Raw genomic sequence first — 12,507 nt, 5'->3', positions numbered from 1 at the left:
GGCATCTTTGTTTTTATCTGTCGCACTTCATATTACAATCCGTCAAACACAAGAAGCTCATAAATACAATAACAGCATTTGCAATGATTTCTTGGTTCGTAATTTTGATTGTACTTGGAATTATTTCAGGAAGAGCTAAATCGAACTTTTCTGAAATGAGAGAGAACTTCCCGATATATATAATTGTTTTTGTGGTAGCAATGACAATCCAATTGTTGCTTTATCGAAAAAAGAGCCAAAAAGAAGATAAGTGAAAGGAAAAGAGCAGTAAAAATGATTTTTAATGTTATTCAAGATCCCACCATTAAACGTAATACGATTAGATCTGAATTGTTTCGTCAAGAACTTAGACATGACAAGACTTCAGCGGTTTTAATCAGAAGGTATCGGAAAGTCTTTCCATTGATGGCAAAGGTCTGTTGGTGATAGGTTTACATCAGGCTGTGTACACAACGTCAAAAAGTTTGACAATACCGGTGAGGATCTTGAGGACTTGATCTCCATCGGCACAATTGGATTAAACAAAGCAATTGAGAGATTTCAGACTGGGAAAGGCACGAAGCTCGCGATGTTCGCGTCTGGCTGTATTGAGAACGAAATACTTATGCATCTGCGTTCTTTGAAAAAGACGCGCAAGGACGTATCGCTGCATGATCCGATTGGCACGGATAAGGAAGGCAATGAGATTACGTAGATCGATATCTTCGGTACTGAGGCTGATGATATCGTGGATAAGGTGCAGTTCAAGATTGAGAAGAGCAAAATATATAAAAATTTGGATATACTCGATAATCGGGAGAAGGAAGTTGTCATCGGCCGCTTATGAAACTTTATCATGAGTTTTATAAGGCGAAGCGTTGAGACTGGTTTAAGCTCATAAAGAACATCCGATTTTATTGACTGTTTGTGATAGGGAAACCAGATGTTATTTCAATAAATGAAACCAAATGGCAGAGATGTCGTTTGGGTTTTTACTGTTACATACTCGACACATGTAGAGTGCTGTGTGTCGCTCTTAAGGAAGTAGTAGTTTGGAACCGCATTTATCTGTATATTTAAGCCCGAGTGTATTTAGCATTCGGGCTTCTGTGTTTGTGGTGGCTAAGGGCCCCCATCAGTGTGATGATTGTTCAGCGTATGGTTTATCTGATGGTTGGGCTGGTCCACGAAACGGACCACTCTAATTCGGAGAGAAATGTTAGGATACAGGAGACAGGCTATATGCTGGTTGCCGATGGCGTGTTGCAAGCGCGAACATAAAGATTTCTTTACATTTCATATACGACTCAATCTACCATGATAAATTAGAAGTAATATTTGTAGGTTTTTGACGAAGAAGAGTTAGCTGTCATGGGAGATAGTAGATGCATACAGATATTTGGACCAAGGCATCGTTGCATGTGACGACATTTGTAATTAGGGGGTAATGGCGTGAATGTAAAATCTGTGCAGCCGGTCAGTGATTATTTCAAAGCGATGCAGCAATTCAAGGACGCACGCGCGACGAATGGTCAGTCGCATTTGGCATCTATTCGAAATATACTCATGCTGGGCAAAAAGCTGCGCACCGACGAAATGGACTACTTACAGCGATATGATCCGAGTCTATATGATCAAGCAAAGAGCCTCTCGATGGAACGCGAAGCGTATGAGGACGCATTGCAGCATAGTCGTAGCAAAGCAGATGCGAACTATTACAAAACTTTTAAGCTGATGCAGATTGCCGGGCAACTGAAGCAGAGTGGTTCCGAGGAGCTGCTGATGCGTACGAACTCGATTCAGGAAGCCCATCGCGAGTTCATGCGATCGAGCAAATATGCCTCACTGAGGTAAGATGGGGCATAACCGACAGTATTGAACGGATGATAATACAGGCAATTAGAAGCTTGATTTAAGCGGCGATAAAACAGGAGGAGTGCGCGAAGAATCGTTAGTGGAAGCAGTAACGGTTATTCTGAGCAGGCTGAAGCAAATGAAAAAGTAGGTTTAAGGGTACACGAAATGAGCGCAAGCGGCGGTCGAATTCATTCGTACGCTGTATCAGCTCGTAGTGATCGAATGAGTGACATCAAATCAGCGGTAAGAGGGGTGTCCTGAAGGCAGTGAACTAGCGGCTTCAGGGCAACCCTCGTCGATGAATTACGTTGACACTGCTCATTCCGCACAGGTAGAGTACCTAATATAGATGGTTCGAAGTGAGATGTGACAGTACTGCTCAAGTTTACATTGAAGGAGATTCTTGCCGTATGCATGTGCAAGGTCTCCTTACTATTTTTAAAGTAAAATAGCACTAATTAAGGGGGGAATCTGTTAAAATAATTGGAGAATGTTATAAATAGGATGCGACTGGAATGGGATATGATTTTTACTGTGATAGCACTAACTTATTGATGAAAGAATTACGTGAATTGTCATAGTAATTGGAAATCCAGAGGGGGAAATATGCTTTTCAGAATAGAGGACAGTGAAAATTCTAATGGGCAACATAGGGAATATTCAATCCGAAAAGAAAGGCTTCCGCAATTAAAATTAGCTGAACTTGAAGGATATCTTGCAGAGGAAATCCGTAAGGAAGTCAATAATTCAAAAAACAGAAGATTGCTAAGTTATTCTAAGTCATTGGGTGTTTGTTTGCTGAAATACAACAAGTATGCAGATAACGAATTGCACATTAATAAGTGTGAAGCCTATAATTTTGTGTATTATGACGATGTTAAAGCTAACAAATCTAAGTGTAAGCCTTTCAGTTTATTATGTGGATTGGATGATATAAAAATTAAGCACAAAAAGAGGGAAATTTTGCTTTTGAATTTTAAAATAGATGTTTCTAATAACAATTTACTGGATTCATATCTGAGAAAGAATACTGGAATGGGTCGAAAAAAAATGGCGTCTCCTGAAAAAGATAAGGAAGTATTACTTATGCAATCTCCTGAAGATATGGTTATTTCCACATATTCAGATTCAGTATACCTCTTATATGCATTATACTTGAAATATGGGATGGACGAGTCAATATATATAAATATTACTAATATGATTTATAATTTGGAAGACTTTCGATTTGAATTTTGTGGTGAGAGAGAGCGTTATGCTTTACTAGAAATAGTTAGTTATCTTTATATAAACGGTATATATGAAAAAGAAATGAGCGATAGGTTACTTCAAGATAGTCAGAGTTCAGAACAAATGTCGATATACTATGACTCTATTCTTCAGTTACATGGAATACAAAATGAAAGTTTTGAGGATTCATACATGTTAAGGGATTATAATGATAATGTTATATCTGATTGGATATGGCATTTTTATGCGGAAAAACATATGTAAAAAGAATCGTGAGGGTAAACGAGGATAAGCTATTGATTGTGGATGAAGTAATCTTATGAAGAGATGTAACTTTTAAACCGAAGATGAAGTCGAAAAGCCACATCAACAGGCATACTGTTCATGTGGCTTTTCATCGTTTGATTTCATGTTAGAAGGAGTAAGGGGACTTAAGCTCAAATTCACAAAATCTTTAATGGACTGTCAGATTTAAAACGCAGTGCAGCGAAAAATGCGCTCAGGCCGTCTAATAAGGTGGAGGTGATAATTCAGTGAAGCCGGCCGGCTCGAATAACAAGGAAAATTTCTCGAAAGATTCCTCTCAGGCTCTAGAGAAGCTGATGGATAGCTATGGCTCAACGGTCATGCGCACCGCTTATTTTTATACTGGCGATCGGCATTTTGCCGAGGATATCAGTCAGGAGGTATTTCTTCGCGCTTATCGCAACTGGAACTCATTTCGTGGAGATAGCTCGGTTAAAACCTGGTTGACGACGATCGCCATCAACGTTTGCCGGGACAAGATGGGCGTGCGGATGTTTACAGAACAGCCAACCGATCCAAGCAAGATGGAGCAGGGACGGACATTCAACGTGGAAGAAGAAGCGCTTAAAAGATTGCAGAAAAGCGAGATTTTGCGGCATATGCTGCGTCTGCCTCTGCCGTATCAGGAGGCTTTGTATTTATATTATTATCTGGACTTGGACACACGGGAAATTGCTAAAGCGACGTCGTCGCCCGAGGGTACGGTGAGAAACAGACTGCACCGGGCGCGCGAGGCGTTGGCTCGGGAAATGCGCAAGGAGGAGATTACCGATGACGGACATAGAGCGTAATTTACGACAACATTTACAAAAGGAGTCGGATGATATGTTGTTCTCTAAAATGGAATTGAGCGATAGCGTTAAACAGAAGATCAGGAAACAAGCCGCCGCGGAGCAGAGAAGCCGCCGCCGATTCGTTCTTCCGAAAGCCTGGATTGCAGGAGCGGCAGCGTTGGTCGCAGCAGTCGTCATAGTGACAGGATTGCCGATGTTGCAAGAGCCCGCTGCAGTACCGACGCCAACGGATCATTCGTCGGGAATCGTACTGCCCGGAAACGGAGGAGCCACAGGTTCGGAGTTGTCCCAATTGATTACAACTCCATTCGGAACGACGGAGGCAGCGAAAACAGCTTTCGGTTCCGGTGTGCTTGTTCCTCAAATTGCCCCGGAAGGCTTCAAGCTGGCTGAGATCGTCGGCGTGGGAATGAAGGACCAACCGCTTAGAGATTTGAACTTCACATACGGCTCGGGTGATAAGACGGTGACTTTCAGCGCGAGTCGCATGCTGACGGCATCCCCGACGGACCTGTTCACACAGACCAAAGTGGGCGGAGCGGACGGCTTAATTTTCGAGCAAGCGGAGTTCACGGAGCTGTTCTGGGTGGTTGACGGCATACAGTATGGCGTGTCCGGTCCGATTTCGGGCGATGAGGCCATGAAGGTAGCCGAATCGGTGGAGCCTTAATGAGTTGATGCATGTATATCGTGAATGAATTGAACGCCCACCCGTCGAGGTGGGTTTTTTCGTCAGTAAAGGATTTATTGGAGGGTATTATTAGTCTTTGGCTCCGTAGATTGCCCTTAAGGAATTATTCTACATCAACATATTAAATCCTAACCTATTCCTATCGCTGGTAGCGATGAGACTGTAATGAATTAATTACATTGGGTTGTGTCTACAACGTCAAGAAATTCGACAATACCGGGAAGATTTAGAGGATCTAATCTCCATCGGCGCGATTGAATTCATCAAAGTGATCGTGAGCTTCCAAACGGGAAAAAGCACGAAGTTCGCAACGTTTGCGGCTCGTTGTATTGAGAATGAAATGTCTTAGATTTGAATGATAGCCGCGGTTTTGATTGGTTTCCCGAAAAGAGTAGTTTTTAGAGAGTAAACCAAATGTATTTGATTTAAAGAATACTTTCTATGGAGAAATGCCTGCATATGCTGCGGACCTAACTGCACCTTTTAGTCTGGGATTCCGTCAAGCGCAAGCAATGTAATTGACACTTATTAAACCTATGCTATCCTTAAAAGTAATCCCCCACATAAATATCTTATACATAAAGGCGTTCTCTCCACACCCTTCAGATTAACCTACTCTCATAATCAGGGTTCCCACAAAATTTTTGACGTATGGAAGAGAAAGGAAGTAATCGCGCTATGATAGGTTTCTCGAAGTATATAGGCGGGATTTCCATTAAAAACAAAATATTCATAGCGAATTTATTAATCATTGTCGTATTTATTTCCACTCAGTCGTACTTCGCCAACACGATTTCACAGAAGGCCATTATTGAGAAAGAGATTAATAATTCATCTCGAGAACTTGTGCTCATCAAAAACAACCTTCAAACCTTGGTATCTACAATTGAAGATTATTCAAAAATTCTGGCCAGCGATTATCGATTGCAGAACGTGCTTTATAACGATTTATTATTAAATAATGAGTTCTATGCAAGCAAGCCGGTTGAAGGTTTAAATAATCTTTCAATGAAAAAAACCCTTTCAGAGACGATTAGCAATATTGTAGAGCCTAACACTAAAATTAAAGCGGTAAGCATCCTCACCTCGAATCATCACTGGGTGGACGTCGGGTTTGCCGATAACGCTTATGCGTCGCGCATATTCGGCGACGGTTATGGAGTGGAAGATCGTTTCTATTTACCTACTTGGACAGGCTTGATCAAGTTTGGATTCATATATGAAGGTGAAGACAACGTATTTGCGGTTTCCAAAACGGTCATTCACAAAGATACAGGTAAAACGATAGGCAGAATTTTTTTGTACGTGAAAGAAACGACGATTGCCTCGATTTACGAGGAAGGGAAAACCAAGGGCGGCGAATTTTATATCGTCGATTCCGCCGGCCGAATTATTTCCGCACAGAATAAAGCTATGTTATACCGGGATTTCAAGGAAGCCGTCTCCATAAACATTCCCGAGAATGGTAAAGATACAACATTTACCCAGGGCAGCGGAAGTGAAGAAATGTTGATATTTACCCATCACTTCGAACCGTTGAAATGGACAATTGTAAGCGCTATCCCTGTGAATGAAATTTCTTCGGATCGGAAAGAAATCAATCAATTGATTCTCGGGATCGGCGCAGCATGCTTGCTACTCGCATTAATTGTGTCCTTCCTATTGTCCCGGTCGATCACTCGTTCCATCTTCCAGCTTGCCAAGACCATGAGAGAAATCCGGACGGGAAAGATGCAAGTCAGAAGCGCTTACCAATCCAAAGATGAGATCGGATATTTAAGCGAGGGCTTCAATAACTTAATGGATCGCATTGAGGCACTTATGGCCGAAAACGTCGAGAAACAAAGGACAAAAGCCGAGATTGAATTTAAATTGCTGCAATCCCAAGTGAAGCCTCATTTTTTGTACAATACGGTTGAAACCATTATTTCGCTTATTAAGCTGGGCTTAGGGAAGCAAGCCATACAGGCATCCCAATACATGGCGAATTTCTATAAGATCTCGTTAAGCAATGGTAACGATATCATATCGATAGGTGAAGAGATGCGTTTGACGGAAAGCTATTTGGAAATTCAGCAGCTGCGTTATGTGGAGTATATGGAGTATACGATGGAAATTGACAATGAAATTATGACCTATTCGATACCGAAGTTAACACTGCAGCCTATCGTGGAGAATGCTATTTATCACGGATTGAAGCTCAAAAAGGAAAAAGGAATCATACGCATTACAGGAAGGCGTAGCGGCAACAACGTGGAAATTGAAATTTACGATAACGGCGCTGGTATGCACAAGAATCAAACCACTGCGATAATGACAGGATCCAGCGTTTTTGATGAAGCTGGCGGATTTGGGATTAGAAGCGTTTCTAATCGAATTCGAATGCTGTACGGGGACAGATACGGACTGCAAGTTGAAAGCGAATACGGCGTTTATACAAAAATTATAATTGTACTGCCTCTTCGTCATCATTAGCTCCTGCTCGCATCCATGAGGCTGGCATTTCTATTATCCACAAGTTAAGGATGGAATAGAATAGGAGGAAAGATCATGTACAAAGTTCTTATCGTCGATGATGAATATTACTTCAGGCAAGCTTTGAAGATTTCGCTGCCATGGAGGGAGTTGGGCTTTCAAATCGCGGGGGAAGCAAAAAACGGGGCGGATGCGTTGGAGCTGATGACCGAGGTAGAGCCTGATGTCGTGCTGGTCGATATGAATATGCCAATTATGGATGGATTGGAGTTTATACACAAAGCCAAGGAGCGCGACCGGAGAACAAAATTTCTGGTGTTGTCAGGCCATAGCGAATTCGTATATGCCAGACAGGCCGTGCAATTAGGCGTTTTTAATTACGTGCTGAAACCTATTAACGAAGAAGAGCTCCAAAGCTCTTTACTAGATATAAAGGAACTGATACGAACGGAGCGTCTGGGTAAGCTAGAATTGGACGATTTAAGAAAACAGGCGAGTGAAGGCTTGTCTGTCATGAAGGAGCAAGTGCTGAACGGTTGGCTGCAAGGCAACGTTATCTCTAGATCCAGTACCGAACGGGATCGATTAAATGATTTGGGGATAAAGTTGGAAGGGTTGCATTACCTGGCGATCGTCGTCGACCTGGATTCAAGCGATGAGAGGAATCATGAGGAGGATATGCTAATTCGCAAAGCCAAGGTACAGGAAATCGCCCAAAATGATTTGCAAAGCGCTTTTCAGTGTGTCAGCTGTCATGATTATGATGCTCGTCTGGTTCTGATCATAGGATCTCCTGACGGTGCCTTCAACAAGCTGGAAACGATTTGCAAACGGATTCGATGGAACGTAGAAAACGATTTAGCCTGTACGGTAACGATCGGCTTAGGGAACGGCTGCGAAACGGTTGAGTCTATTTCGGTTTCATATAAGGAAGCATTAATCGCCTTGAAGCAACGGTTTGTATGGGGTGGCAACAAGGTGTTCGCACATTCCTTGATTGCGGAAACCGGGATGAAGGTCGGATTGTTCTCGGTGGAAAAAAGAAGCGGCTTGCTGATGTTCATGCGAATCGGGAACATATCCGAGACGGAAGAATGGCTCTCGCGTTTTTTTCATGATACTCGCGTCCAAAAAGCGTCTATGGAAATGCTGCTTCTCGCCGGAATCGAAATTGTATCCACATGCCTGGAGTTTTTGGCCGAAACGTCGCAAAGCTTTGAAGATGTCTTCCGAAATACGACACAACCCGATATGATCCAACATGTTCAGCGGTTGAAAACCTTCAATGAGTTGGAGGACTGGATACGTGCTTTAATTTTAAAGGCCATGGATCATGTGCATAGTCGCAAACCCAATAGAGCCGTCAAAGTTATCGAGGAGGTCAAATCGTATATTTTGAGGCATTACGGCAACGAAGAACTGCGAATCGAAGATATCGCCAAGAGCGTTCATATGAATTACAATCATCTTTGCTTCGTATTTAAGAAAGAAACGACCCTTACGATCAATGACTACCTGACCGAAATACGGATGATTAAAGCAAAAGAGCTTTTTGATCAGGGAGAGAAGGTTATCCAAAACGTATCGAACCAGGTGGGATATGCGGACGCCAACTATTTCAGCAAATGCTTCAAAAAATATATGGGAATCACGCCTAGCAAATATGTGAATCAAATCCGATAGCCTATACTTCATTGCAGACGTTAGGGGAAAAGTGAAAACTTTGCCTCTAACGTCTATTTTTTTGCCGATAATTTTACTGCTGGTCCGAGAATAATCTCTGTACTAAATTTGGGAAGATTCGTAAAATTAACTCAAGGTTGATACCGCTTTCAACATCTAAAATCAATCCGATATCCGCTTTGACAAATAGGGGAGGTAAACAATGAAAACGAAGTCAAAGGCAGCAGCTATGTTACTTATGGCAAGTACTTTACTGGTTTCATCAGCATGCAGCAGTGGGAATGAAACCAAATCCAACGAGCCGTCGGACAATCCATCGCCCTCGGCAACAAGCAAGGAGGATAATAAGAATACGACGGAGACGGACAGCAAAAAAATTAAGATGAGAGTCATAACGCTTACGACGGATGAGAATCGCAACAACATTATGGAAAAATTTATTAAACCGAATATTGCTTCAGCGCTTCCTAATCTTGAAGTCGAGTTTGAGCCCGGCGGCGGCGGCGAGGACATGGCAAACAAATTGAAGACGTTAAATGCATCTGGGGATATGCCAGACGTATTCTGGAATGATGCGGGCTACTTTACGCCGCTAAAGAGCACAGGCAGCATCCTGGATCTGACACCTTATATTTCCAAAGACGGCTTCTTGGACAAATACGCGGTGCCGGATGCGTTAAAGCATGTCGATAACGGGATCTACAGCTTGTCTTCCGGAGCGGACACGTATTTCACCCCTGTCATCTTCTATCATAAAGATATGTTTGAGGAAGCCGGGGTTCAAGTGCCAACGACGTTCGATGAGCTGATTCAAATCTCGAAGACGCTCAAGAGCAAAGGCATGATACCGGCTGTGACTCCCGGCAAGGACGGGTGGGGACCGAAACTCTTTATGCTTCAGCAAATGATTCAAATCGGAGATCCGCAGGCGATGGCAGACCTTGTCAGCAACAAAACGGACTTTAACAATCCATCGGTCAAGGAAGGAGCAGCTCGCATCGAAACGCTAGTTAAAGAAGGCGTGTTCCCAGACGGTATTGCCAATATAGATTATGGTCCGGCCATGGAAATGTTTACGTCTAAAAAAGCGGCTATGTTATGGATGTTTACTTGGGAGCTGCCAAATCTCGCCAAAGATGAAACGGTTGATTTCTTCCCATTTCCAAGTGCCAGCGATAAGTATAGCCCTACAGAAAACGTACAGTTCTGGGGTTCTCCGATTAATGGTTATGCGGTAAACGGCAAAACCAAGAACCCGGAAGAGGCCGTCAAGCTTGCCGAATTTCTAGCCATGGCGGATGCGTTATACTTCGAATCTACCGGTGCTCCTATATCTTTGCAGACAGGTAACCAAGCAATGGATAGGAGCCCGCTTATGCAGAAGTTCGTTGACTGGTACAATCCGATTCCTAATAAAATCGCGTCATTTGCTCTTAATTCGCTAGATGCAAGGACGTCTGCCGAAATATCTACGCAAGGTGCGAATTTATTAACGGGCGAGTACGCAGCTGATGATTTTAATGTGGCGATGAACAAGATCTGGAGCGAAAATACGTGGTTTGACAAGTAAAAGATGCAATAACAGCTAAATCCCCTTCGGATTTGATCCAAGGGGGTTTAGACACAACTTAAATGGTGGAGAGAGCGATGAACAAGTACTTTAGTACCAAAGTGTCCATATTTGTGTTTGCTTTCCCAGCATTGCTGCTGTTTACTTTATTTTGCGTATACCCGTTGCTGCCTGAGATTTGGATGAGCTTGCATAAGCATGACGGATTTAAAAACTTGGGTTTTGTTGGTTTAAATAATTACAAAGAAGTCATGGCATCGCCATCCTTTTGGACCGCTCATAAGAATACGTATCTCATTGTAGCCATCTCCTTATTGCTGGGGCTGCCCCTATCCATGATGCTTTCGCTTTTTATAGATGCTCAAACACCAAAGTTTCGTCGATTTTTCAAGACGGTGGCGATGTTCCCCGCTATCTTGTCGGTTACGGTTGTTGCCCAGATTTGGCTGGCGTTCTACGAACCAAATTGGGGTTTATTTAACGAGATTCTCCATTCGTTAGGGCTCAGCTCATGGACGCATTCGTGGTTGACAGAAAAGAAAACGGTAATGCCCAGCATCGGAGTGACATTCCTGTGGCAATATATTGGACTGAACGCGTTGCTGTTTTATACAGGAATCAAGACCATACCCAAGAGTTATTATGAAGCGGCATTGATCGACGGAGCTAATTATATTCAAGTTTGCTTACGAATTACGATCCCCTTGCTGCAGAATGTAATCAAATACGTACTTATTCTGTCTACATTAGGCTCTATGGCATTTTATTCGCATGTACGAGTCATGACGGCAGGAGGCCCGGGAGATCTATCCAGGACGGTCATCTACCAGATGTATTATACGGCATTTGATACTTCCGAATTTGGCAAAGGTACTGCGATCGCCGTTATTTTTATTCTGGAATGCCTTTTGATCTCCTTTGTCATTCAAAGGTACGTTGCCAGAGAAAAACTGGAGTTTTAAGCTGGAGGGGAGCTTTCTGAAACTATTAAGTCGAGTGTTTTGGGTAGCCGTGGGATGCACGTTTCTGTTTCCCTTGTACTGGATGGTAACGATGTCGTTAAAGTCCAAAAGCGAAGCTTACGACAATCCTTTTGGGTTACCGACATCCTGGGACTGGCTGAACTTCAGCGAAGCGCTGTCCAAATATCATTTCTATACGTATTTCGAGAACAGCGTGATTTATACCACAGGCACAATCGTTATTACGCTGGCAACGGGCAGCATGCTTGCATATTGCCTCAGCCGTATGCAATGGAAATTCAATACGGTGATGCTGTTTTATGTATCCATGGGTCTAATTGTTCCGATCGAAGTAGTCGTTATTCCTTTATTCCAGCTGGTGAAGTGGATGCAAATCAAAAATAGTCATTTGGGTCTTATCTTGCCTTATTCCGGCTTCGCCATCGCATCCTGCGTACTGATGCTGTATGCCTTTCTTCGTTCTTTGCCTAAGGAGCTGGAAGAAGCGGCATGCATAGATGGAGCGAATGTCTATCAAACGTATATTAAAATCATATTTCCAATCGTGATGCCAGCGCTCGTGACGCAATGCGTTCTTATATTCATTCGAATCTGGAACGAATTTCCCCTTGCTTTTATTATTGCTTCCAAGGATCAATTCCGGCCACTTACGGTCGGGTTGCTTGGATTCTTTATCAATGTGGGAGTTACGGATTGGGGGCTCATCGGCGCGAGTATGCTGCTGTCCAGCTTGCCTATGATCATCGTTTATTTAATAGGCAATGAAAAGATTGAAAATGCATTGACTGCAGGCGCTATTCTGAAATGAGGAATGAAAAGTGGAGAAGGGACGGACACCTGATAAGGTGTCTTTTCTTCGTATATTCAGGTTTTCATAGTGCTCTATCTTTCTCTATTGTCCCGAGAATTTTCCTTGCGGCCCAATAATAGTCTCTGGGA

The 12,507-nt window shown here is 42.9% G+C and carries 9 protein-coding genes and 2 pseudogenes; all 11 read left to right on the top strand.

Annotated elements, in window-relative coordinates:
* Positions 1 to 448: 448 nt before the first annotated feature.
* Positions 449 to 820 (top strand): annotated as a pseudogene (locus E0496_RS18700) (sigma factor); the annotation flags it as partial.
* A gap of 611 nt (positions 821 to 1,431) precedes the next feature.
* Positions 1,432 to 1,833 (top strand): hypothetical protein, encoded by a 402-nt coding sequence (locus E0496_RS18695; protein WP_141503269.1) that lies wholly within the window; start codon positions 1,432 to 1,434, stop codon positions 1,831 to 1,833.
* Between the two features lie 609 nt (positions 1,834 to 2,442).
* Positions 2,443 to 3,330: a hypothetical protein gene (locus E0496_RS18690; protein WP_141503267.1), complete on the top strand. Its 888-nt coding sequence runs from the start codon at positions 2,443 to 2,445 to the stop codon at positions 3,328 to 3,330.
* Between the two features lie 269 nt (positions 3,331 to 3,599).
* On the top strand, positions 3,600 to 4,163 hold the full coding sequence (locus E0496_RS18685) for an RNA polymerase sigma factor (RefSeq protein ID WP_241674867.1): 564 nt from the start codon (positions 3,600 to 3,602) through the stop codon (positions 4,161 to 4,163).
* Positions 4,144 to 4,836, top strand: a complete 693-nt coding sequence (locus tag E0496_RS18680; RefSeq protein ID WP_141503265.1) for a DUF4367 domain-containing protein — start codon at positions 4,144 to 4,146, stop codon at positions 4,834 to 4,836. Before E0496_RS18685 ends, E0496_RS18680 begins: the two co-directional genes overlap by 20 nt.
* 194 nt (positions 4,837 to 5,030) lie before the next feature.
* Positions 5,031 to 5,200: pseudogene (locus E0496_RS18675) on the top strand (sigma factor); the annotation flags it as partial.
* 308 nt (positions 5,201 to 5,508) lie between these two features.
* Complete coding sequence (locus tag E0496_RS18670; RefSeq protein WP_241674866.1) at positions 5,509 to 7,332, top strand: cache domain-containing sensor histidine kinase; 1,824 nt, start codon at positions 5,509 to 5,511, stop codon at positions 7,330 to 7,332.
* A 75-nt stretch (positions 7,333 to 7,407) separates the two neighbouring features.
* Entirely contained in the window at positions 7,408 to 9,015 is a 1,608-nt protein-coding gene (locus E0496_RS18665) for a response regulator (RefSeq protein WP_141503262.1), read from the top strand.
* Between the two features lie 202 nt (positions 9,016 to 9,217).
* Positions 9,218 to 10,585 (top strand): ABC transporter substrate-binding protein, encoded by a 1,368-nt coding sequence (locus E0496_RS18660; RefSeq protein WP_141503259.1) that lies wholly within the window; start codon positions 9,218 to 9,220, stop codon positions 10,583 to 10,585.
* 77 nt (positions 10,586 to 10,662) lie between these two features.
* Positions 10,663 to 11,547, top strand: a complete 885-nt coding sequence (locus E0496_RS18655) for a carbohydrate ABC transporter permease (protein WP_141503257.1) — start codon at positions 10,663 to 10,665, stop codon at positions 11,545 to 11,547.
* Between the two features lie 91 nt (positions 11,548 to 11,638).
* Positions 11,639 to 12,376 (top strand): carbohydrate ABC transporter permease, encoded by a 738-nt coding sequence (locus E0496_RS18650; RefSeq protein WP_241674865.1) that lies wholly within the window; start codon positions 11,639 to 11,641, stop codon positions 12,374 to 12,376.
* The last annotated feature ends 131 nt before the right edge of the window (positions 12,377 to 12,507 follow it).

Origin of the sequence: Paenibacillus luteus (assembly GCF_006542765.1) — a bacterium.
In the GTDB taxonomy this organism is placed as follows: domain Bacteria; phylum Bacillota; class Bacilli; order Paenibacillales; family Paenibacillaceae; genus Pristimantibacillus; species Pristimantibacillus luteus.
The sequence above is the reverse complement of the archived record's forward strand: the minus strand, read 5'-3'. Positions and strand labels throughout refer to the sequence as shown.

What these genes read in the sequence shown, in the direction of transcription:
- E0496_RS18690 (WP_141503267.1), top strand. Translation starts at nt 2,443, where the DNA reads ATGCTTTTCAGAATAGAGGACAGTGAAAATTCTAATGGGCAACATAGG.
- E0496_RS18680 (WP_141503265.1), top strand. Translation starts at nt 4,144, where the DNA reads ATGACGGACATAGAGCGTAATTTACGACAACATTTACAAAAGGAGTCG.
- E0496_RS18670 (WP_241674866.1), top strand. Translation starts at nt 5,509, where the DNA reads ATGGAAGAGAAAGGAAGTAATCGCGCTATGATAGGTTTCTCGAAGTAT.
- E0496_RS18665 (WP_141503262.1), top strand. Translation starts at nt 7,408, where the DNA reads ATGTACAAAGTTCTTATCGTCGATGATGAATATTACTTCAGGCAAGCT.
- E0496_RS18660 (WP_141503259.1), top strand. Translation starts at nt 9,218, where the DNA reads ATGAAAACGAAGTCAAAGGCAGCAGCTATGTTACTTATGGCAAGTACT.
- E0496_RS18655 (WP_141503257.1), top strand. Translation starts at nt 10,663, where the DNA reads ATGAACAAGTACTTTAGTACCAAAGTGTCCATATTTGTGTTTGCTTTC.
- E0496_RS18650 (WP_241674865.1), top strand. Translation starts at nt 11,639, where the DNA reads ATGTCGTTAAAGTCCAAAAGCGAAGCTTACGACAATCCTTTTGGGTTA.